The sequence below is a fragment of the Pseudomonas sp. Pseusp97 genome (assembly GCF_047304025.1).
Lineage (GTDB): Bacteria > Pseudomonadota > Gammaproteobacteria > Pseudomonadales > Pseudomonadaceae > Pseudomonas.
Window position 1 is genome coordinate 1 of sequence record NZ_JBGLYK010000008.1, and the last position, 21,405, is coordinate 21,405.

Below are 21,405 nucleotides of genomic sequence, written 5' to 3' on the forward strand. Positions count from 1 at the left end.
TTTTATAATCCCCCCCCCCCCCCGGGGGGTGTTTGCGGCCCCCCCCCCCCCCCCCCCCCCCCCCCCCGGGGGGGGCGCGGCCCCCCCCCCCCCCCCCCCCCGCTCCTACGAAAGGCCGTAGGTCTTCACGATAGGAATCCCTCCCAATAAAAAACCCCGCCGAAGCGGGGTTTTTTGTTGCCTGTCGACCTTAGCCGGCGATGGCTACCAGGCCGCTGTGCTGGAGGAGGTCCAGCAGCGGTTGCGGGTAGACGCCGAGGAAGAAGGCGAGCAGGGCGATGGCTACCAGCATGATGCCGCCGGCGCGCTGGGCCCAGTCCAGGGGGGCGTCGTGACGCTTCATGTTCGGCTCGACCAGGAACATGGTCACCATGACGCGCAGGTAGTAGAACAGGCCGATGGCGCTGCCCAGTACCAGGGCGCCGACCAGCCACCAGTGCTGGGATTCGACGCCGGTGGCGACGATGTAGAACTTGCCGATGAAGCCGGCGGTCAGCGGGATGCCGGCCAGGGACAGCATCATCACGGTCATCACGGCGGTCAGCACCGGACGGCGCCAGAACAGGCCGCGGTACTCGAACAGTGCGTCGGCGTCGCGGCCGCTGTAGGGGGTGGACATCAGGGTGACCACGCCGAAGGCGCCCAGGGTGGTGACGACGTAGGTGGTCAGGTACACGCCGACCGCTTCCACGGCCAGACCCTTGCTCGCCACCAGGGCGATCAGCAGGTAGCCGAAGTGGGCGATGGACGAGTAGCCCAGCAGGCGCTTGATGTTGCTCTGGGTCAGCGCCAGCAGGTTACCGATCAGGATCGAGGCGATGGCGATAACCGCGATGGCGTCATGCAGCAGGCCGTTGTTCAGGGCCGCCGGAGCGATCTGGAACAGACGCAGCAGCACGGCGAACACGGCGACCTTGGCGGTGGTGGCCAGGAAGGTGGCGACTGGGGCCGGGGCGCCTTCGTAGACGTCCGGGGTCCACAGGTGGAACGGCGCCAGGGACAGCTTGAAGCCCAGGCCGACGACCATCATGCCGACGCCGATGGCCAGCAGCGGGCCGTGGCTGGTGCCTTCGGCCAGGGACGCGCCGATGGCGGCGAAGCCCAGGTTGCCGGACTCGGCGTAGAGCAGGGCCATGCCGAACAGCAGGAACGCGGAGCCGGCGGCGGACAGTACGGTGTACTTGATGCCCGCTTCCAGGGTGCGCTTGTTGAAGAAGGCGTAGGCCACCATGCCGTAGACCGGCACCGACAGCAGTTCCAGGCCGATGAACAGGCCGGCCAGGTTCTGCGCGCTGACCAGCACCAGGCCGCCCGCGGTGGACAGCAGCAGGAGCAGGTACAGCTCCTCGCGGTTGCCCGGGAAGCTTTCCAGGTAGGCATGGGCGAGGGTGGTGCAGGCCAGGGCGCCGATCAGGACCAGCGCCATGTAGAAGCAGGCGAAGTTGTCGATCACCAGCAGCGGGGTGACTTCGATCGGGGTGACTTTCAGCACCGGGATGATCGACAGCAGGGCCAGGTTCAGACCGATCACCGAGAGGGTGGCGGCCATCGAGTGGTTACGCTTCCAGGCTACCGCGAGCATCACCACCACCAGGGTGGCGCTGGTGATGAGCAGTGGCAGGAGCGCGATGAAGTGTTGAATCGTGAAGGTCATGTCGCGCTTACCGTGCTGCCAGGGTGGAGAGGGCGGAGCCCAGCCATTGCTGGACGCCGTGCATGGTTGCCGCGGAGGTATCGAGGACCGGCTGCGGGTAGACGCCGAGCACGATCAGCAGCACCGCCAGGCCGAGCACCATGAGCAGTTCGCGGGCGTTCAGGCCGGCGATCGCGGTGTCGGACTTGGCCGGGCCGAAGTACGCGCGGTGGATCATGATCAGCGAGTAGACCGAGCCGAACACCAGGCCGAAGGTGGCGATCACGGTGATCACCGGGACGACCTTGAAGCTGCCCAGCAGGATCAGGAATTCGCCGACGAAGTTGCCGGTGCCCGGCAGGCCCAGCGATGCGGTGGCGAAGAACAGCGCCACGGCCGGCAGGTACGGAATGCGCGACCACAGGCCGCCCATCTTGCGCATGTCACGGGTATGCAGGCGCTCGTACAGCTGGCCACAGAGGATGAACAGCGCGGCGGCGGAGAGGCCGTGGGCGATCATCTGCACGACCACGCCCTGCAGCGCCTGAGGGCTGCCGGAGTAGATGCCGATCATCACGAAGCCCATGTGCGACACGGAGGAGTAGGCCACCAGGCGCTTGATGTCGGTCTGCGCGAACGACAGGAAGGCGCCGTAGAAGATGCCGATCAGACCCAGGGTCATGGCAATCGGGGCGAACTCGGCCGAGGCGTTGGGGAACAGCGGCAGGGCGAAGCGGATCAGGCCGTAGGCGGCGGTCTTCAGCAGGATGCCGGCCAGGTCCACGGAACCGGCGGTCGGCGCCTGGGCGTGGGCGTCCGGCAGCCAGGAGTGCACCGGCACGACCGGCATCTTCACCGCGAAGGCGACGAAGAAGCCGAGCATCAGCAGCCATTCGGTGTGCGGCGGCAGCTGGGTCTTCAGCAGGTCGGCGTAGTTGAAGGTGAGCACGCCGGTGCTGTTGTAGTGCACGAACACCAGGCCCAGGATCGCCACCAGCATCACCAGGCCGCTGGCCTGGGTGAAGATGAAGAACTTGGTGGCGGCATAGATGCGGGTCTTCTTCCCGTCGTCCGAGCTATGACCCCAGAGCGCGATGAGGAAGTACATCGGCACCAGCATCATTTCCCAGAAGAAGAAGAACAGGAACAGGTCGACGGCGAGGAACACGCCGATCACACCGCCCAGGATCCACAGCAGGTTCAGGTGGAAGAAACCGATGCGACGCTGGATCTCGTTCCACGAGCAGAGAACGGACAGTACGCCGAGCAGGCCGGTCAGCGCGACCATCAGCAGGGACAGACCGTCCATCGCCAGGTGCACGCTGATGCCGAAGCGCGAGATCCAGGGTACCTGGAACTGCAGGGTCCACTGCGGCTCGCCACCCGGCGCCGGGGCCAGCTGGAAGTCACCGGTGTGCCACACCCACAGGCTCAGGGCCAGGGTGAGGACCATCGATCCCAGGGCGACCCAGCGGGGCAGGGTCTTGCTGGTGTACTCGGCGATCCAGCAAAGGAAACCGCCGATGAAGGGGATCAGGATTAGCCAGGGCAGAATCATGTCGGGCTCAATCTCTTTCGTGAATTCATTAAGCCAGCAGCAGCGCGCCGAGGAGCAGCGCGGCGCCGCCCACCAGGGAAGCGGCGTACCAACGCAGGCGGCCGTTCTCGGTGAGGCTGAGGAGTTTGTGACCACCGCGGGCGGTGAGCGGGACCAGGACCAGGGTCTTGTCGATCGGGTCCGCGGCCAGCAGGCGGCAGATCAGCAGGTAGGGTTTCACGAACAGCTTGTCGTACAGCCAGTCGAAGCCCCAGGCGTGGTACCACCAGGTGCCGAAGAAGCGGCCCGGCGCGCTCTGGGCGACGGCGCTGACGAAGCGGCGCTTGCCGAGGAACAGCAGGCCCGCCAGCAGGATACCGGCGATGGCGATGGCGCCCGAGGCGATCTCCAGGCTGTGCTTGGCTTCACCACCGGCGTGACCGGCGCTTTCCGGCAGGACGCCGGCCAGCGGCGGAGTGATCAGCGCGCCGATGAAGGTGGAGAGCACGATCAGCACGCCCAGCGGCAGCCAGTGGCTGATGCCATGGCCGGCGTGGGCTTCGGTCTTCGCTTCGCCGTGGAAGGCGATGAAGATCAGGCGGAAGGTGTACAGCGAGGTCATGAACGCACCGACGAGCCCTGCAATCAGCAGGTTCGGGTGACCGCTGGCGAAGGCTTCCCAGAGGATCTCGTCCTTGGAGTAGAAGCCGGCCGTCAGGAAGGGCAGGGCGGACAGCGCTGCACCACCGACCACGAAGCTTGCGTAGGCCAGCGGCAGTTTCTTCCACAGGCCGCCCATCTTGAAGATGTTCTGCTCATGGTGGCAGGCGACGATCACCGCACCCGAAGCAAGGAACAGCAGGGCCTTGAAGAAGGCGTGGGTCATCAGGTGGAAGATCGCCCCACCCCAGGCGCCGACGCCCAGGGCCAGGAACATGTAGCCGATCTGGCTCATGGTCGAGTAGGCGAGGATGCGCTTGATGTCGGTCTGTACCAGCGCGGCGAAGCCGGCCAGCACCAGGGTCACGGCGCCGATGATGCCGACCAGCTCGAGGACGTTCGGAGCCAGCTCGAACAGGCCGTGGCAGCGGGCGATCAGGTAGACGCCCGCGGTCACCATGGTGGCGGCGTGGATCAGCGCAGAGACCGGAGTCGGGCCGGCCATCGCGTCGGCCAGCCAGGTCTGCAGCGGCAGCTGGGCGGACTTGCCCACGGCGCCGCCGAGCAACATCAGGGTCGCCAGGTTGATCCACAGGTCGCCCTTGGCGAAGTGCTGCGGAGCCAGGACCAGCAGTTCCTGGATGTTCAGCGTGCCCAGGTGCTGGAACAGGATGAACATGCCGATGGCGAAGAACACGTCACCCACGCGGGTCACGATGAAGGCCTTGAGCGCCGCGTTGCCGTTCGGTACGTGGTTGTAATAGAAACCGATCAGCAGGTAGGAGCACAGGCCCACACCTTCCCAGCCGAAGTACATGAACAGCAGGTTATCGCCCAGCACCAGGAACAGCATGCTGGCGATGAACAGGTTGGTGTACGCGAAGAAACGCGAGTAGCCGGTTTCACCGCGCATGTACCAGGAGGCGAACAGGTGGATCAGGAAGCCGACGCCGGTGACCACGCCGAGCATGGTGACCGACAGGCCGTCCAGGTACAGGGTGAAGTTGGTCTTGAAGTCGCCAACGCTCATCCATTGCCACAGCACCAGGTTGTAGGCACCACCTTCGGGCGGGTTGCTGTGGAAGCTCCAGATCGCCCAGAAGGCGGAGAGGGCCGCCAGGCCCACGGAGCCGACACCTACCAGTGCCGAGAGATTTTCCGACCACTTGCCGCGGGAGAACGAGAGCAGCAGGAAGCCGACCAGGGGGAACAGGAAAGTAAGGGGCAGCAGGTTCATCCGCGCATCTCGCTGGCAGCGTCGATATCGAGGGTATGGAAGCGGCGATACAGCTGGAGCAGGATCGCCAGGCCGATGCTGGCCTCGGCCGCAGCCAGGCTGAGCACCAGGATGAACATCACCTGGCCGTCAGGCTGGCCCCAGCGGGCGCCACCGACCACGAAGGCCAGCGCGGCGGCGTTCATCATCACTTCCAGGCTCATCAGTACGAACAGGATGTTGCGTCGTACCATCAGGCCCACCAGGCCGAAGCAGAACAGCACACCGGCGAGCGCCAGTCCGTGTTCGAGAGGGATTGCATTCATGGTGTTAGTCCTTCGCTTCGTGGCGGCCGAGGTGGTAGGCGGCGACCAGGGCCGCCAGCAGCAGCATCGAGGCCAGTTCGACGACCAGCAGGTACGGGCCGAACAGGCTGATGCCCACGGCCTTGGCGTCCACGGTGGTGTGGCCGATGCCGATGCCGCTCGGCGTGCGCGAGAGCATCCACAGCAGTTCGACCAGCAGCACGGCAGCCAGCGCGCCGGGGCCGATCCAGACGCCGGGCTTGAGCCACTTGCGCTCCTGCTCGGCAATCGCCGGGCCGAGGTTGAGCATCATCACCACGAAGACGAACAGCACCATGATCGCGCCGGCATAGACGATGATTTCCAGGGCACCGGCGAACGGAGCGCCGAGGCTGAAGAAGGTCATCGATACCGCGAGCAGCGAAATGATGAGGTAGAGCAGGGCATGCACCGGGTTGCTGTTGGTGATGACCCGGAAGGTTGCCAGCACGGCGACGCCGGCGGCGAAGTAGAAAGCGAATTCCACGCGACGTCTCCTTACGGCAGCAGGCTCTTGACGTTGATCGGTTCGGCCTCGTTCTGCGCGGCGCCCTTCGGCTTGCCGGCGATGGCCATGCCGGCAACGCGGTAGAAGTTGTAGTCCGGGTTCTTGCCGGGGCCGGAGATCAGCAGGTCTTCCTTCTCGTAGACCAGGTCCTGGCGCTTGAACTCGCCCATCTCGAAATCCGGGGTCAGCTGGATCGCGGTGGTCGGGCAGGCTTCTTCGCACAGGCCGCAGAAGATGCAGCGGGAGAAGTTGATGCGGAAGAATTCCGGATACCAGCGACCGTCGTCGGTCTCGGCCTTCTGCAGGGAAATGCAGCCGACCGGGCAGGCCACGGCGCACAGGTTGCACGCTACGCAGCGCTCCTCGCCGTCGGGATCGCGGGTGAGCACGATGCGGCCGCGGTAGCGCGGCGGCAGGTACACGGCCTCTTCCGGGTATTGCAGAGTGTCACGCTTGCGGAAGGCGTGACCGAAGATCATCACCAGGCTGCGCAGCTGGGTGTAGGTGCCGTGCACCACGTCGAAAATGTACTTGATCATGGTCCTACTCCTTACTGGCTGGCCAGCACGACAGCGCCGGTCACCAGCAGGTTGATCAGGGTCAGCGGGAGGCAGAACTTCCAGCTGAAGGCCATCACCTGGTCATAGCGCGGGCGTGGGATGGAGGCCCGCAGCAAAATGAACATCATGATGAAGAAGCCGGTTTTCAGGGCGAACCAGATGAACGGGATCTGCGGCAGGATGCCGAAGGGACCGTGCCAGCCGCCGAAGAACAGGGTCGCCAGCAGCGCGGACACCAGCACGATGCCGATGTACTCGCCGACGAAGAACATGCCCCATTTCATGCCGGCGTACTCGATGTGGTAACCATCGGCCAGTTCCTGCTCGGCCTCGGGCTGGTCGAACGGGTGACGGTGGGTCACGGCGACGCCGGCGACGAAGAAGGTCATGAAACCGAAGAACTGCGGGATGATGAACCACACGTGCTCGGCCTGGTAATCGACGATGTCGCGCAGGCTGAACGAGCCGACCTGGGCCACGATGCCCATCAGCGACAGGGCCAGGAACACCTCGTAGGAGATGGTCTGGGCCGAGGCGCGCAGGCTGCCGAGGAGGGCGAACTTGTTGTTGCTCGACCAGCCGGCGAACAGCACCGCGTACACGGTCAGGCCGGCCATGGCGAAGAAGAACAGGATGCCGATGTTCAGGTCCGCCACGCCCCAGGTCGGGGTGATCGGGATGACAGCGAAGGCCACCAGCAGCGCACCCATGGCGATCATGGGGGCGAGGGTGAAGATCATCTTGTCGGCGAAAGGCGGGGTCCAGTCTTCCTTGAAGAACATCTTCAGCATGTCGGCGCCGAGCTGGAAGGCACCGAAGGGGCCGACCCGGTTCGGACCGTAGCGGTCCTGCCAGAGGCCGAGCAGACGACGCTCGACCCAGCTGAGCAGCGCGCCGCAGACGACCACGGCGAGCAGGATGACGATGGCCTTGATGACCTCGATCAGGATGTCGACGATGGCAGGTGTCAGCCAACTCATTGCGCAGCCTCCTGCAGACCTTCAGCGACAGCGCCGATGACGCCGGCGGGGATGCCTTGCAGACCGACCGGCAGTGCGACCAGGCCGGCGCCGAGCTCTTCGCTCACGCGCAGCGGCAGGCGCAGTTCATGGCCCTTGACGGTCAGGCGGATGATCGCGCCTTCGTTGACGCCCAGACGGTCCGCCTCGGCTTTTGCCAGGGTGACGTAGGTCTGCGGGATGCGCTCCTGCACCGGGGCGGCTTTCGAGGAATTCTCCTCGCTGCCGAACAGGTGATAGAAGGGCACCACCTTGAACTGGCTGGCGGCGGTGTGGAACGGCGCGGGAATTTCGCTGAACCACAGGGCTTCGCCCTTGGCCTCGATCAGGCGAACGCCCGGATCGCCAGCGCGCAGGTGGCCGCCGACTTCGTCCTGGAACTTGTTCCAGGCCTGCGGCGAGTTCCAGCCCGGGGACCAGGCGAACGGAATCTGCTGACGCGGTTCGGCGCTGCCGGCGTAGCCTTCCATGGAGAAGGCGAACGCCGAGTCGATATCCTGCGGCTGACGCGGCTCGCTGACATTGATGTTGGCGCGCATGGCGGTACGGCCGGAATAGCGGTGCGGCTCGCGCGCCAGCTTCAGGCCCTTGATGCGGAACGCAGCGTTCGGCGCGGCTTCGCGGATGCCGGCCAGTTGCGGCTTGGCGGCGATGACGGCGTCGATCACGTGGTCCAGCTGGGTCCAGTCGACACGCTTGCCTTCGAGGGTGCTGTGCAGGGCGTGCAGCCAGCGCCAGCCTTCGCGGACGAGATTGTCGGCGTTGTAGTAGGTCGGATCGAAGACCTGGAAGAAGCGCTGGGCGCGGCCTTCCTGGCTGACCAGGGTGCCATCGCCTTCGGCGAAGCTCGCGGCCGGCAGTAGCACGGTGGCCTTGGCGGTGGTGGCGGTCTGCTGGTGATCGGCGACTACGACGATCTTCGCGGCGGCCAGGGCAGCATCGACAGCGGCAGCGTCGGCGCGGCGGTACAGGTCGTTCTCCAGGATCACCACGGCATCGGCGGCGCCGGAGGTCAGTTGCTCCAGCGCTTTCTCGACGGACTCACCGCCGAAGAGGGCCAGGCCCAGGCTGTTGGCTTCCGGAACCACCAGGCTCAGGGAGCCGTTCTTCTCGCGGTTCTTCAGCGCGCTGGCGATGTTGGCGGCGGCTTCGATCAGGGCGTTGCTGCCCAGCGAGGTGCCGGAGATGACCAGCGGACGCTTGGCGGCGACCAGGGCATCGGCGATGCGCTGGGCCAGGGCGGCTGCGTCGGCGTCGAGGCCGGCCACGGCCGGGGCGCTCGAATCGATGGCGTGGGCCACGGCGAAGCCCAGGCGCGCCAGGTCTTCGGTAGCGGCGTGCACGCACTCGGCGGCAACGTCGTCCAGGCGGGTCTCATCGAGGCTGGCGATGAACAGCGGGTTCATCTCGTGCTGGGCGATGGTCTTCACCGCGGCATCGAGCCACGGCTGGATCTTCATCGCGGCGGCCATGTCCTCGCCCTTGCCTTTCACCGACTGGCGCAGGGCCAGGGCGATACGGGCAGCGGTCTGGGTCAGGTCTTCGCCGAGCACGAATACGGCGTCGTGGTCTTCGATGTCACGGATGGTCGGCACCGGCAGCGGGCCGTCCTGCATGACTTTCAGAACCAGCTGCAGGCGCTGCAGTTCGTCAGCGGAGATGCCGCTGTAGAAGTTCTGCGCGCCGACCAGTGCAGAGAGCGCGTAGTTGCTTTCCAGGCTGGCGCGCGGCGAACCGATGCCGATGACCTTGCGGCCCTTGAGCAGGGCGGCGGTCTGGTCCAGCGCGCCGTCCAGCGAAAGCTTCTGCTTGCTCAGCACAAGTTGCGGCTGGCGCGGGCGGTCTTCGCGGTTGACGTAGCCGTAGCCAAAGCGGCCGCGGTCGCACAGGAAGTAGTGGTTCACCGAGCCGTTGTAGCGGTTCTCGATGCGGCGGATTTCACCGTAACGCTCGCCGGGGCTGATGTTGCAGCCGCTGGAGCAGCCATGGCAGATGCTCGGGGCGAACTGCATGTCCCACTTGCGGTTGTAGCGCTCGGAGTGGGTCTTGTCGGTGAACACGCCGGTCGGGCAGACCTCGGTCAGGTTGCCGGAGAATTCGCTCTCCAGCACACCGTCCTCGATCCGGCCGAAGTAGACGTTGTCGTGCGCGCCATAGACGCCCAGGTCGGTGCCGCCGGCATAGTCCTTGTAGTAACGGACGCAGCGGTAGCAGGCGATGCAGCGGTTCATCTCGTGGGCGATGAACGGGCCGAGCTCCTGGTTCTGGTGGGTGCGCTTGGTGAAGCGGTACCGGCGCTGGTTGTGGCCGGTCATCACCGTCATGTCCTGCAGGTGGCAATGACCGCCTTCCTCGCAGACCGGGCAGTCGTGCGGGTGGTTGGTCATCAGCCATTCGACGACGCTGGCGCGGAACTGCTTGGCCTCTTCGTCCTCGATGGAAATCCAGGTGTTGTCGGTGGCAGGAGTCATGCAGGACATGACGAGGCGACCGCGTTTGTCGTTCTCGTCGGTGTACTGCTTGACCGCGCACTGGCGGCAGGCGCCGACGCTACCGAGCGCCGGGTGCCAGCAGAAGTAGGGGATGTCGAGACCGAGGGAGAGGCAGGCCTGCAACAGGTTGTCCGCTCCGTCGACTTCTAACGTCTTGCCGTCTACGTGGATCGTGGCCATGGGTCTAAGTCTTCGTTGGCCCGTTGTCAGCGGGCGTGGCTAATAGAAATCACGGTTTCATCGGGCCGGCGGCACGCCGCGGCACTGCAACGAAACAACGCCGGGCGCCTACGCCCGGCGATCAAAGCATCAAGCGCCGACGGTCTGCGGTGCTTGTACGGCCTGAGCCTGGCGGGAAATGCCCGCTTCGAACTCGGGACGGAAATACTTCAGTGCGCTGCCCAGCGGCTCGACGGCACCCGGTGCGTGGGCACAGAAGGTCTTGCCGGGGCCGAGGAAGTTGACCAGCTGCTCGAGGGTTTCCAGGTCGCCCTGGGCGCCTTCGCCTTTCTCCAGCGCGCGCAGGACCTTCACGCTCCACGGCAGGCCGTCGCGGCACGGAGTGCACCAGCCGCAGGATTCGCGGGCGAAGAACTCTTCCATGTTGCGCAGCAGGGAAACCATGTTGACGCTGTCGTCCACCGCCATGGCCAGACCGGTACCCATACGGGTGCCGACCTTGGCGACGCCGCCGGCGTAGAACAGCGCATCCAGGTGTTCCGGCAGGAGGAAGCCGGTACCGGCGCCGCCGGGCTGCCAGGCCTTGAGCTTGTAGCCGTCGCGCATGCCGCCGGCGTAGTCCTCGAACAGCTCGCGGGCCGGAAGGCCGAAGGGCAGTTCCCAGATGCCGGGGTTCTTCACCTTGCCGGAGAAGCCCATGAGCTTGGTGCCCATGTCTTCGCTGCCCGGACGGGCGAGGCCCTTGTACCAGTCGACGCCGTGCTCGACGATCGCCGGCACGTTGCACAGGGTCTCGACGTTGTTCACGCACGTAGGCTTGCCCCAGACGCCGACTGCGGCGGGGAAGGGCGGCTTGGAGCGCGGGTTGGCGCGGCGGCCTTCCAGCGAGTTGATCAGCGCGGTCTCTTCGCCACAGATGTAGCGGCCGGCGCCGGTGTGCACGAACAGCTCGAAATCGAAGCCGCTGCCGAGGATGTTCTTGCCCAGCAGGCCGGCTGCCTTGGCTTCCTCGATGGCGCGGTTGAGGTTGCGGGCGGCATCGACGTACTCGCCGCGCAGGAAGATGTAGCCGCGATAAGCCTTGAGGGCGCGCGCGGAGATCAGCATGCCTTCCACCAGCAGGTGCGGCAGCTGCTCCATGAGCATGCGGTCCTTCCAGGTGTTGGGCTCCATCTCGTCCGCGTTGCACAGCAGGTAGCGGATGTTGAGGGATTCGTCCTTGGGCATCAGGCCCCACTTCACGCCGGTGGGGAAGCCTGCACCGCCGCGGCCCTTGAGGCCGGAGTCCTTGACGGTCTGGACGATGTCGTCGCTGGCCATCTGCGCCAGCGCCTTGCGCGCGGCAGCGTAGCCATTCTTCGACTGGTACTCCTCCAGCCAGACCGGGGCGCCGTCGTCACGCAGGCGCCAGGTCAGCGGATGGGTTTCGGCAGCACGCGCGGTGCGGTTGGGCGTGCCGTAGGAGGTGAGGCGACTCATGCGTAGGCCTCCAGCAGTTTGGCGACGCCGTCGGGACGCAGGTCGCCGAAGGTGTCGTCGTCGATCATCATCGCCGGGGCCTTGTCGCAGTTGCCCAGGCAACACACCGGCAGCAGGGTGAAGCGGCCGTCGGCGGTGGTCTGGCCCAGACCAATGCCCAGCTGCTTCTGGATCTCGCCAACCACGGATTCGTGGCCGCCGATGTAGCAGACCATGCTGTCGCAGACGCGGATGATGTGGCGGCCCACCGGCTGGCGGAAGATCTGGCTATAGAAGGTAGCAACACCTTCGACGTCGCTGTCCGGAATGCCGAGGATCTCGGCGATGGCCGGAATGGCGCCGTCCGGCACCCAGCCGCGCTGCTTCTGGACGATCTTCAGGGCTTCGATGGACGCCGCGCGGGAGTCCTCGTAGTGATGCATCTCGTGCTCGATGGCCGAGCGCTCGGTTTCGCTGAGTTCGAAACGATCAGTCTGGATAAGGGTACTCATGATCAGCGGTCCACGTCGGCCATAACGAAGTCGATACTGCCCAGATAGGCGATCAGGTCAGCGATCATGCTGCCGTTGATCACCGACGGAATCTGCTGCAGGTGCGCGAAGCTGGGCGTCCGGATGCGGGTCCGGTAGCTCATGGTGCTGCCATCGCTCGTCAGGTAGTAGCTGTTGATGCCCTTGGTCGCTTCCACCATCTGGAAGGCTTCGTTGGCCGGCATGACCGGGCCCCAGGAAACCTGCAGGAAGTGGGTGATCAGGGTTTCGATGTGCTGCAGCGTGCGCTCTTTGGGCGGCGGCGTGGTCAGCGGGTGGTCGGCCTTGTACGGGCCTTCGGGCATGTTCTTCAGGCACTGCTCGATGATGCGCAGGCTCTGGCGCATCTCACCCATCTTGACCATGCAGCGGTCGTAGGCGTCGCCGTTGGCCGCCAGCGGTACTTCGAACTCGAAGTTCTCGTAGCCGGAGTAGGGGCGCGCTTTACGCAGGTCGAAATCACAGCCGGTGGCGCGCAGGCCGGCGCCGGTGGTGCCCCATTCCAGCGCTTCCTTGGTGTTGTACGCGGCAACGCCAATGGTACGACCACGCAGGATGCTGTTCTTCAGGGCTGCGGTTTCGTACTCGTCCAGGCGCTTGGGCATCCAGTCGAGGAACTCGCGGACCAGCTTGTCCCAGCCTCGCGGCAGGTCGTGGGCGACGCCGCCGATGCGGTACCAGGCCGGGTGCAGGCGGAAGCCGGTGATGGCTTCGACGACCTTGTAGGCGCGCTGGCGGTCGGTGAAGGTGAAGAACACCGGCGTCATCGCACCCACGTCCTGGATGTAGGTACCCAGGTAGAGGAGGTGGTTCAGGATGCGGAAGAACTCCGACATCATGATGCGGATGACGTCGACGCGCTGGGGCACCTTGATGCCGGCGAGCTTCTCGACCGAGAGCACGTACGGCAGGTTGTTCATCACGCCGCCGAGGTAGTCGATACGGTCGGTGTATGGAATGAAGCTGTGCCAGGACTGACGCTCGGCCATCTTCTCGGCGCCACGGTGGTGGTAGCCGATCTCCGGAACGCAATCGAGGATCTCTTCGCCGTCCAGCTGCAGGATGATGCGGAACGCACCGTGGGCGGACGGGTGGTTCGGGCCGAGGTTGAGGAACATGAAGTCCTCGTTCTCGCCGTGGCGCTTCATGCCCCAGTCTTCGGGCTTGAAGCGAAGGGCTTCCTGCTCAAGGTCCTGCTTGGCGGCGGACAGTGCGTAGGGATCGAACTCGGTGGCGCGCGCCGGGTAGTCCTTGCGCAGCGGGTGACCTTCCCAGGTCGGCGGCATCAGCATGCGGGTCAGGTGCGGGTGACCATTGAAGGTGATCCCGTACATGTCCCAGACCTCACGCTCGTACCAGTTGGCGTTCGGCCAGATACGGGTGGCGGTGGGCAGGTTGAGGTCGCCTTCGGACAGGGCCACCTTGATCATCACGTCACTGTTACGCTCGAGCGACATCAGGTGGTAGAACACGCTGAAATCTGCACCCGGCAGGCCGCGACGGTGAGTGCGCAGGCGCTCGTCGACACCGTGCAGGTCATAGAGCATGACGTACGGCTTGGGCACATTGCGCAGGAAGGTGAGAACGTCGATCAGGCGCTCACGGGCAACCCAGAGCACCGGCATGCCGGTGCGGGTGGCCTGGACGGTGAAGGTCTCGGCGCCAAAGCGGGAATTCAGTTCGACGACGATATCTTGGTCGTCTGCCTTGTAAGGCGGGATGTACAGAGCGGAGTCTGCATTCATAGTCTTTAAGTCACTCGGTCAACGGTGGAGTGAAAACGGGCCTCTCGTGGAGGGCCGGATCACACTTCGTCGGGGCTGCGCAGGTTGGTGACCGCAATGCGCTGTTCGCGCTTGAGATCCTTCTGGGCAGGCATGTCGGCGCGATAGACGCCTTGGTCGCCTACGACCCAGGACAACGGACGACGCTCCTGGCCGATGGATTCCTGCAGCAGCATGAGGCCTTGCAGGAACGCCTCCGGACGGGGCGGGCAGCCGGGAATGTACACGTCCACGGGGAGGAACTTGTCGACCCCCTGAACGACCGAGTAGATGTCGTACATGCCGCCGGAGTTGGCGCACGACCCCATCGAGATCACCCACTTGGGCTCCAGCATCTGCTCGTACAGGCGCTGGATGACCGGGGCCATCTTGATGAAGCAGGTGCCGGCGATGACCATGAAGTCAGCCTGGCGCGGCGATGCACGGATCACTTCGGCGCCGAAACGGGCGATGTCGTGCGGCGCGGTGAACGCCGTGGTCATCTCCACGTAGCAGCAGGACAGCCCGAAGTTGTACGGCCACAGGGAGTTCTTGCGACCCCAGTTCACCGCACCGTTGAGAACATCCTCGAGCTTGCCCATGAAGATGTTCTTGTGGACCTGCCCTTCGATGAGCGGGTCTTCTACCGTTTCGCGTTCGCCGATCGGGTATTGATCATTGGGCGCATCCGGATCGATCCGGGTAAGTTTGTATTGCATCGCCAAAGCCTCATTGTTTTAGCTTCGCCTGCCGTGCGCGACGTGCCGCCGGCGCCCAATCGAGCGCGCCGATACGCCACAGGTAGACAAGACCTGCCAACAGAATTGCTATGAAAATGGTTGCCTCGATCAGACCGGCCCAGCCGCTTTCACGGACGGACACTGACCAGGCGAAAAGGAAGAGGGCTTCGACGTCGAAGATCACGAAGAGCATCGCGACCAGATAGAATTTTGCCGACAGGCGCAGGCGGGCGCTGCCGGTGGGAACGATCCCGGATTCGAACGGTTCGTTCTTGCTGCGACCAAATGCCTTACTGCCAAGCAGGCTGGAAACCCCTAGCATGAAGGCGAGCAGGCCCAGCACTCCTAAAAGGAAGGCGGCGAGTCCCCAGTGTTGAGCTGCAAGTTCAGCTGGATTGGGCATGCCGATACTCCTTCCTACAAATAACGATTGTCTTGGGTTGCGGGCGCAAGGCCCGACTACTGCGAACCCGACAACTCAAGGATAGCGAGCTAAGGGTTCAGGTCATCTTTCCAATTTTATGCCCAAAGCCTTCAGCAAGTAAATTTTTCCAACACAAACAGATGCTTCTATTTCGGGCAAAAGGCTTTTGCATTTTCCGTAGCGCCCTGTTTGCGCGGCTCCGGACGCCTAGTGTGACGGTGCTTCGGCTTTGGTCGAATAGTACTTTCGAGGTATTTGGCCGCAATAAATCGGCAGCCAGCTAATGATAAGTATTATCATTTGCAGTGTCGTATATCCGTAACTTTACTACATATAAGCGGCGCGGCTTTTATTCCTCGCAAATACGCCAGCGAATTATCCGTGCGCCAACTCTGCTTGGTCGCCCCTCGAATGGAGGGGTTCAATTTCTCTTTGCGACCCAGGCCCAGTGCATTTCGCAGCGCACCGGCTCGCCGCCGCTATCGTCCAGCAGGGTCACCTGGATCAGCGCATCGCCTCTGTCCTGCTCCAGCATCGCGCGCCGTTGCTCGGGCTGCAGGGTGGCGATGGCGCGCAGGCCGCCAGTGGCCCGGCGCAGGTAATCCACCTTGAGGCTCCTGATCAGCGGAAGCTTGTGATCCGGCAGGTTCATGCCGACCATGCAGCCGCTGGCGGATTCGGCCAGCAACGCCATGGCTGCAGCGTGGACGCCGCCGATGTGATTGCGGGTGCGGCGATGATTGGCCAGGCTCATGCGCACCTCGTTTTCGCAGAGCTTCTGTATGCGCACGCCGGCGGTTCCGGCGAAGCGTACCCGGGAGCAGAACAGGTAGCTGAGCAGCGGTTCGTGGAGTCTGCGCGGCAGGCGCTGGATGAGTTGGGCGGCGAGGGCGAGGCGGTTGCGGTTGGGCATGGGCTTTCCCATTCATGTCAAAGGAAGCCCGAGGCTGGCATGGCGTAGTGTTTCTGCCCTTGGCGGGAGCTGAAAGGGCGGCTGACGTTTGGGCCAAGCGCAAAAAGCAAGACCCCGGCCGGGGCCGGGGTCTTGCGGTGCCTGCCGGCCCCGAGGGGCCGGTGAGCCAGTTCTTAGTGGAACTGGTTCATGGTGTTGTCTTTACCCGAGGCTTTCAGAGCGGCTTCGCCAGCGAAGTACTCTTTGTGGTTGTCGCCGATGTCCGAGCCAGCCATGTTCTGGTGCTTGACGCAGGCGATGCCCTGACGCAGTTCCTGACGCTGTACGCCCTTCACGTAGGCCAGCATGCCCTGGTCGGCGAAGTAGCCCTTGGCCAGGTTGTCGGTGGACAGCGCGGCGGTGTGGTAGGTCGGCAGGGTGATCAGGTGGTGGAAGATGCCGGCGTGGGCGGAACCGTCACGCTGGAAGGTACGGATCTTCTCGTCGGCAACCTGGGCCAGTTCGGTCTCGTCGTACTCGACGCTCATCAGCTTGGCGCGGTCGTAGGCGGAAACGTCCTTGCCTTCGGCGACGAACGCATCGAACACCTGCTGGCGGAAGTTCAGGGTCCAGTTGAACGACGGGCTGTTGTTGTAAACCAGCTTGGCGTTCGGGATGACCTGACGGATGCGGTCAACCATGCCCTTGATCTGGCCAACGTGCGGCTTCTCGGTTTCGATCCACAGCAGGTCGGCGCCGTTCTGCAGCGAGGTGATGCAGTCCAGGACGCAGCGGTCTTCGCCGGTGCCCTTGCGGAACTGGAACAGGTTGGAAGCCAGGCGCTTGGGACGCAGCAGCTTGCCGCCGCGGTTGATCACCACGTCGCCGTTCTGCAGTTCGGCAGCGGATACTTCTTCGCAGTCCAGGAAGGAGTTGTACTGGTCGCCCAGGTCGCCTGGTTCCTTGGTCACGGCGATCTGCTTGGTCAGGCCGGCGCCCAGGGAGTCGGTACGAGCGACGATCACGCCGTCGTCGACACCCAGTTCGAGGAACGCGTAGCGAACGGCGTTGATCTTGGCGAGGAAGTCTTCGTGCGGAACGGTCACTTTGCCGTCCTGGTGGCCGCACTGCTTCTCATCGGAGACTTGGTTCTCGATCTGGATGCAGCAGGCACCGGCTTCGATCATTTTCTTGGCCAGCAGGTAGGTGGCTTCCGGGTTGCCGAAGCCGGCGTCGATGTCGGCGATGATCGGTACTACGTGGGTTTCGTAGCCATCGATCTGGGCCTGTACTTCGGCTTCCTTGGCTTTGTCGCCAGCGGCGCGGGCGGAGTCCAGAGCAGTGAACAGCAGGTCCAGTTCACGGGCGTCAGCCTGGCGCAGGAAGGTGTACAGCTCTTCGATCAGGCCGGAAACAGCAGTCTTCTCGTGCATGGACTGGTCGGGCAGCGGGCCGAAGTCGGAGCGCAGGGCGGCGACCATCCAGCCGGAGAGGTAGAGGTAGCGCTTGTTGGTGGTCTTCAGGTGCTTCTTGATGGAGATCAGCTTCTGCTGACCGATGAAGCCGTGCCAGCAGCCCAGCGACTGGGTGTAGACGGAGTTGTCCGCATCGTACTCAGCCATGTCCTTGCGCATGATGGCTGCGGTGTACTTGGCGATATCCAGACCGGTCTTGAAGCGGTTCTGGACGCGCATGCGGGCAGCGTACTCGGGGTTGATCGCGCTCCAGCTGTTGCCGTTCTTCTCTTTGAGCGCGGCGACTGCTTTGATCTCGTTCTGATATGCGGACATGGCCAATCCTTCAAAAGAATGTATTTGGTTAAGCACCGACTACCCGCGCAAACCACACCTGAATGGTAATGACTGCGGGTTGCTCGCCGCGGGATGGCGAAGGGGCGACCGAAAAGAAGGAGTGACGCTGGAGGAGTGGGGTGGCGCGGTGCAAAGACGGGTGACTGCAGCAGTGGCATCCAGAATCGCTTGCCGGCTCGTGGCAGCCGTTGGGCGATGGTGGACGGCTGAATCCGTCACTTCGTGCTGTTGCTTAGGCTTGCTTCCCCGTCCCTCAGGACAACCTCTTGCCAGTCGCAACCTCGTCGATCCGCCTTGTGGGCTTAACAACACGAACCGGCGCGACTGGTGTGCCGCTGGCGCGGTCCGGAGGGCTTCGAAACCCTCTGGTTAGCGGGAGCGAGGCCATCATGCACTTTCAAACGAGCGTTCGTCAAACGTTTTGTAGTGTTTTTTTTGGACTACTACACGAAGGTCTAACGAGGACTGGCAGGTCACCTACGGAAGGATTAGTCGAGCACTTCGACCTTCACCCGCAGGCTGCTGTCATTGCGACCCTGGGTGCTGTACTGGCGGGTGTACCCGCCCTGGGTGCTCTGGTTGCTTTCGCTGACGCCGCCGATCTCGATCCACTGGCCGAGCTGCCCGCTGACACGGGTTTCGGTGGCGCTGGTGTTCATCGAGCCCTGGTAGTGGTTGTCGAAGCGGTCGTTGCGCGTGCTGAGGGTGATGTGCACCAGGTTGCCGGAGAGGCTGGCGGTCACGTACATGCCCTGGTTGGCGTCGCGGTACTCGGTCTGGCTGTAGACCTGGCCGTAGGGGCCGATGCCGGCATTGGTCACCGGCTGGCTCTGGCCGACCTGGATGAAGGCAGGCGAGCCTTCGGTGGCGCGCACCTGTTGGGTGCCGCCGCCTCGGCTGCTGGTGGAGCGGTTGATGATGCGCACCTGGTCGCGGCCGTTCACTTCGCCGCGGCCGGACTGGATTTCGACGTTTCCGGCGCTGACCGAGCCGTTCACCGAGTAGCCGCTCTGGCTGCTCTGGCTGCCATCGACGGTATCGACACTGATGAGCAGCTGGTGGGGGCGGGTGTCCAGCTGTTCGAGCACCTGCTGCAGCTCGCGTATCTTCGCCAGCTCGGCATTCACCACCAACTGGTTGCCGTAGGCGGTGACCCGGCCTTCGTTGCCCAGTACCTGCTGCGCCACAGGCAGCACGTCTTCGGCGGTGCGGTAGTTGAGCGGGATGATCTCGGTGCGCGGCGCTGCGATGGCGGTGGAGCTGATGGCGCAGGCGAGGAGCAGGGCGAGGGGAAGTCGGCTCAAATCAGGAAGCTCCGCAGGTTCGGGTCGAGGACGCTGGTGTTCCACGTCTGTTCGAATTGCGCGATCAGCTGACGGACGCGGCCAGCGTTGTTGTAGTGCGCATAGCCTGCATACTCGCCCGGCTCCGGGCGCAGCAGCAGGCCGCAATCGTCGGCGAGCAGGAAGGCGTGCTCCTCGCTCGGGTAGTCGGGGTTGATGCGGCGGATCTGGCAGTAGCTGGGCAGCCGGCGACTGAGATTGAGCAGGCGATGGCCTTCCTTCACGGCGCGGGTGCTGTCGCGCACCAGGATCATCAGGCGATTGCGTGGATTGCCCAGCAGCAGCTGGGTGCAGGCTTCCTGGATGCTGCTGTGGTGATACAGCCACGGCTCAAGGTCGGGTGTGTAGAGATAGAGCGTGCGGCGTGCCTGCTGGATCAGCGCCAGGGCGTGGGCGCGGGCATCGTCCGGCTTGTTGAAGCGGTGCAGCAGGTCGCCTTCGCCGAGGCGGAAGGGCGCAGGCTCCAGGGCTTCGGGCGGCAGCGCTTCGCTGGGCGGGTTGTGAACGGCAAAACGCCCCGGTGACTGGAACTCGATATCCGGCAGTTCTGCCGGGAGGTCGTCTTGGTCCGGGGCGTTTTCCATGGCGTTCCTTCCAGTGGGGGCTTGGGTGGCCGGTGCTCAGGCGCTCTCGCGCACCATGTCCACGTGGGGCAGGCCGGCGTCGAGGAATTCCCCGCTGGCCACCTGGAAGCCTAGCCGTTCGTAGAAGGGAATGGCGTAGACCTGGGCCGTCAGCAACTGACGCTGCAGCCCCTGGCTTTCCGCCTGCTCGATGGCGGCGCGCATCAGCAGGTCGCCGACCTTCAGGCCGCGCCAATCCTTGAGGACCGACACCCGGCCGATGTGTCCGTCCGGCAGGAGGCGGGCGGTGCCGATGGCATAGTCGCCTTCGAAGGCCAGGAAGTGCACGGCTTCGACATCCTCGGCGTCCCATTCGAGTTCCGGCGGGACCGATTGCTCGGCGATGAACACCGCCTCGCGAATGCGCCGCAGATCGGCATTATCCTTCTGCCAGTCCGCGACGCGAACCCTGATCTTGCTACTCATCGGCAAACTCCAGACTGCCCTGTTTGATCAGTTCTCCGATGAGCTTACGCCCATCGTCGTCGGCCAGCCATTGGCCGAGATTCCCTTCGTGCAGCGACTGGGCCGAGCAAACCAGCTTCAGGAGGTCGCGCAGTTTTTCCGGCAGGACCACGGTCTGGCCGCTGGCGAACAGCAGCAGGCCGACGTCCACTTCGCTCCAGGCCATGCGGGCGCTGGGGTTGCGGATCAGTACTTCGCCATCCTTGATGGCGGTGGTCAGGTCGTCTTCCTCGATCTCCTCGCCAGCCACCAGTTCCGGGTAACGCGGCTCGGTCATGAACTGGCCGAACCAGGTGAGCAGCAGGCGTTCGTCGCTCATGTGCTCCTGCAGCAGGTTCTTCAGGCGGTCGAGGGCGTCGCGCTGTATCTGGTGCTGGTCGAAGTCGCCTTTCATCGCTGCCATGCCGGCGTCGCTGTAGCGCTCCTCGTCGGAGAGGAACTGGGCGAGGAAGTCGGTGAAGTGGGTCAGCACTTCGGCCGCGCTGGGTGCGCGGAAGCCGACCGAGTAGGTCATGCAGTCGTCTTCGGCAATGCCGTAGTGGGCCACGCGCGGGGGCAGGTAGAGCATGTCGCCGGGCTCCAGCACCCAGTCGGCGCTCTCTTCGAATTGGGCGAGGATGCGCAGGTCGGCGTGCGGCAACATCGGGCTGCTGGCATCGCAGGTCTGGCCGATTTTCCAGCGGCGGCGGCCATGGCCCTGCAGCAGGAACACGTCGTAGTTGTCGAAGTGCGGGCCGACGCCGCCGCCGGGTGCGGCGTAGCTGATCATGACGTCGTCGATACGCCAGCTGGGCAGGAACTTGAAGTGTTCCAGCAGCTCGGCGACTTCCGGGATGAACTGGTCGACGGCCTGCACCAGCAGGGTCCAGTCGCGCTCGGGCATCTGGCTGAAGGTGTCTTCCTGGAACGGGCCGCGGCGCAGTTCCCAGGGGCTGTCGCCGTGTTCGAGGACGATGCGCGACTCGATCATCTCTTCCAGCGCGAGGCCGGCCAGTTCGTCCGGGTCCAGCGGGCTCTTGAAGTCGGGGATGGCCTGGCGTACCAGCAGCGGCTTTTTCTGCCAGTAATCGCGGAGGAATTCGTCGGCGCTGATGCCGCCCAGAAGCTGAAGAGGAATAGCAGGATTCATGGTTAAGTCCTTGAAACAAAAACGCCCGGCACAGCCGGGCGTGCAAAGTCGGGGCGA

General features: G+C 64.3%; 19 protein-coding genes. All 19 read right to left on the bottom strand.

Annotated elements, in window-relative coordinates:
* Positions 1–190: 190 nt before the first annotated feature.
* Entirely contained in the window at positions 191–1,654 is a 1,464-nt protein-coding gene (gene nuoN / locus ACCC94_RS03070; RefSeq protein ID WP_413347985.1) for an NADH-quinone oxidoreductase subunit NuoN, read from the bottom strand.
* A 7-nt stretch (positions 1,655–1,661) separates the two neighbouring features.
* Entirely contained in the window at positions 1,662–3,191 is a 1,530-nt protein-coding gene (gene nuoM, locus ACCC94_RS03075; protein ID WP_413347986.1) for an NADH-quinone oxidoreductase subunit M, read from the bottom strand.
* 28 nt (positions 3,192–3,219) lie between these two features.
* Positions 3,220–5,067: an NADH-quinone oxidoreductase subunit L gene (gene nuoL, locus ACCC94_RS03080; RefSeq protein ID WP_413347987.1), complete on the bottom strand. Its 1,848-nt coding sequence runs from the start codon at positions 5,065–5,067 to the stop codon at positions 3,220–3,222.
* Complete coding sequence (gene nuoK / locus ACCC94_RS03085) at positions 5,064–5,372, bottom strand: NADH-quinone oxidoreductase subunit NuoK (RefSeq protein ID WP_017517116.1); 309 nt, start codon at positions 5,370–5,372, stop codon at positions 5,064–5,066. Before nuoK ends, nuoL begins: the two co-directional genes overlap by 4 nt.
* 4 nt (positions 5,373–5,376) lie before the next feature.
* Entirely contained in the window at positions 5,377–5,877 is a 501-nt protein-coding gene (gene nuoJ / locus ACCC94_RS03090; protein WP_017517115.1) for an NADH-quinone oxidoreductase subunit J, read from the bottom strand.
* An 11-nt stretch (positions 5,878–5,888) separates the two neighbouring features.
* The gene (nuoI, locus tag ACCC94_RS03095; RefSeq protein ID WP_413347988.1) at positions 5,889–6,437 is read right to left on the bottom strand and encodes an NADH-quinone oxidoreductase subunit NuoI; all 549 of its coding nucleotides are present in this window, start codon (positions 6,435–6,437) and stop codon (positions 5,889–5,891) included.
* Positions 6,438–6,448: 11 nt separating this feature from the next.
* Positions 6,449–7,438 (bottom strand): NADH-quinone oxidoreductase subunit NuoH, encoded by a 990-nt coding sequence (nuoH, locus tag ACCC94_RS03100; protein ID WP_413347989.1) that lies wholly within the window; start codon positions 7,436–7,438, stop codon positions 6,449–6,451.
* Positions 7,435–10,149, bottom strand: coding sequence for an NADH-quinone oxidoreductase subunit NuoG (gene nuoG / locus ACCC94_RS03105; protein ID WP_413347990.1), 2,715 nt, complete (start codon positions 10,147–10,149; stop codon positions 7,435–7,437). Before nuoG ends, nuoH begins: the two co-directional genes overlap by 4 nt.
* A 129-nt stretch (positions 10,150–10,278) precedes the next feature.
* Entirely contained in the window at positions 10,279–11,628 is a 1,350-nt protein-coding gene (gene nuoF, locus ACCC94_RS03110; protein ID WP_413347991.1) for an NADH-quinone oxidoreductase subunit NuoF, read from the bottom strand.
* Positions 11,625–12,125 (bottom strand): NADH-quinone oxidoreductase subunit NuoE, encoded by a 501-nt coding sequence (gene nuoE, locus ACCC94_RS03115; RefSeq protein ID WP_259759663.1) that lies wholly within the window; start codon positions 12,123–12,125, stop codon positions 11,625–11,627. Before nuoE ends, nuoF begins: the two co-directional genes overlap by 4 nt.
* Positions 12,122–13,903 (bottom strand): NADH-quinone oxidoreductase subunit C/D, encoded by a 1,782-nt coding sequence (gene nuoC, locus ACCC94_RS03120; RefSeq protein WP_088421493.1) that lies wholly within the window; start codon positions 13,901–13,903, stop codon positions 12,122–12,124. The genes nuoE and nuoC overlap by 4 nt, the downstream gene beginning before the upstream one ends.
* Before the next feature lie 59 nt (positions 13,904–13,962).
* Positions 13,963–14,640, bottom strand: a complete 678-nt coding sequence (locus ACCC94_RS03125; protein ID WP_045214755.1) for a NuoB/complex I 20 kDa subunit family protein — start codon at positions 14,638–14,640, stop codon at positions 13,963–13,965.
* A 10-nt stretch (positions 14,641–14,650) separates the two neighbouring features.
* Positions 14,651–15,064, bottom strand: a complete 414-nt coding sequence (locus tag ACCC94_RS03130) for an NADH-quinone oxidoreductase subunit A (RefSeq protein WP_017517108.1) — start codon at positions 15,062–15,064, stop codon at positions 14,651–14,653.
* Between the two features lie 442 nt (positions 15,065–15,506).
* Positions 15,507–15,998 carry a DUF4442 domain-containing protein gene (locus ACCC94_RS03135; RefSeq protein WP_413347992.1) on the bottom strand — a complete coding sequence of 164 codons (492 nt, stop codon included), beginning with the start codon at positions 15,996–15,998 and terminating at the stop codon, positions 15,507–15,509.
* Between the two features lie 173 nt (positions 15,999–16,171).
* On the bottom strand, positions 16,172–17,767 hold the full coding sequence (locus ACCC94_RS03140) for an isocitrate lyase (RefSeq protein ID WP_413347993.1): 1,596 nt from the start codon (positions 17,765–17,767) through the stop codon (positions 16,172–16,174).
* A gap of 509 nt (positions 17,768–18,276) precedes the next feature.
* A complete protein-coding gene (locus tag ACCC94_RS03145) occupies positions 18,277–19,092 on the bottom strand; it encodes a secretin N-terminal domain-containing protein (protein ID WP_413347994.1) in 816 nt (271 codons plus the stop codon).
* Complete coding sequence (locus tag ACCC94_RS03150; protein ID WP_413347995.1) at positions 19,089–19,715, bottom strand: histone acetyltransferase HPA2; 627 nt, start codon at positions 19,713–19,715, stop codon at positions 19,089–19,091. Before ACCC94_RS03150 ends, ACCC94_RS03145 begins: the two co-directional genes overlap by 4 nt.
* 36 nt (positions 19,716–19,751) lie before the next feature.
* Positions 19,752–20,180, bottom strand: a complete 429-nt coding sequence (locus ACCC94_RS03155; protein WP_017517103.1) for a GNAT family N-acetyltransferase — start codon at positions 20,178–20,180, stop codon at positions 19,752–19,754.
* Complete coding sequence (locus ACCC94_RS03160) at positions 20,173–21,348, bottom strand: JmjC domain-containing protein (RefSeq protein ID WP_413347996.1); 1,176 nt, start codon at positions 21,346–21,348, stop codon at positions 20,173–20,175. Before ACCC94_RS03160 ends, ACCC94_RS03155 begins: the two co-directional genes overlap by 8 nt.
* Positions 21,349–21,405: the final 57 nt, after the last annotated feature.

Excerpts from the sequence above, each read along its gene's own strand:
- nuoF (WP_413347991.1), bottom strand. The coding sequence starts at position 11,628 with ATGAGTCGCCTCACCTCCTACGGCACGCCCAACCGCACCGCGCGTGCT.
- ACCC94_RS03135 (WP_413347992.1), bottom strand. The coding sequence starts at position 15,998 with ATGCCCAACCGCAACCGCCTCGCCCTCGCCGCCCAACTCATCCAGCGC.
- nuoG (WP_413347990.1), bottom strand. The coding sequence starts at position 10,149 with ATGGCCACGATCCACGTAGACGGCAAGACGTTAGAAGTCGACGGAGCG.
- ACCC94_RS03130 (WP_017517108.1), bottom strand. The coding sequence starts at position 15,064 with ATGCCCAATCCAGCTGAACTTGCAGCTCAACACTGGGGACTCGCCGCC.
- nuoH (WP_413347989.1), bottom strand. The coding sequence starts at position 7,438 with ATGAGTTGGCTGACACCTGCCATCGTCGACATCCTGATCGAGGTCATC.
- nuoC (WP_088421493.1), bottom strand. The coding sequence starts at position 13,903 with ATGAATGCAGACTCCGCTCTGTACATCCCGCCTTACAAGGCAGACGAC.
- nuoN (WP_413347985.1), bottom strand. The coding sequence starts at position 1,654 with ATGACCTTCACGATTCAACACTTCATCGCGCTCCTGCCACTGCTCATC.
- ACCC94_RS03155 (WP_017517103.1), bottom strand. The coding sequence starts at position 20,180 with ATGAGTAGCAAGATCAGGGTTCGCGTCGCGGACTGGCAGAAGGATAAT.
- nuoI (WP_413347988.1), bottom strand. The coding sequence starts at position 6,437 with ATGATCAAGTACATTTTCGACGTGGTGCACGGCACCTACACCCAGCTG.
- nuoM (WP_413347986.1), bottom strand. The coding sequence starts at position 3,191 with ATGATTCTGCCCTGGCTAATCCTGATCCCCTTCATCGGCGGTTTCCTT.
- ACCC94_RS03125 (WP_045214755.1), bottom strand. The coding sequence starts at position 14,640 with ATGCAATACAAACTTACCCGGATCGATCCGGATGCGCCCAATGATCAA.
- ACCC94_RS03160 (WP_413347996.1), bottom strand. The coding sequence starts at position 21,348 with ATGAATCCTGCTATTCCTCTTCAGCTTCTGGGCGGCATCAGCGCCGAC.
- nuoL (WP_413347987.1), bottom strand. The coding sequence starts at position 5,067 with ATGAACCTGCTGCCCCTTACTTTCCTGTTCCCCCTGGTCGGCTTCCTG.
- ACCC94_RS03140 (WP_413347993.1), bottom strand. The coding sequence starts at position 17,767 with ATGTCCGCATATCAGAACGAGATCAAAGCAGTCGCCGCGCTCAAAGAG.
- nuoK (WP_017517116.1), bottom strand. The coding sequence starts at position 5,372 with ATGAATGCAATCCCTCTCGAACACGGACTGGCGCTCGCCGGTGTGCTG.
- ACCC94_RS03150 (WP_413347995.1), bottom strand. The coding sequence starts at position 19,715 with ATGGAAAACGCCCCGGACCAAGACGACCTCCCGGCAGAACTGCCGGAT.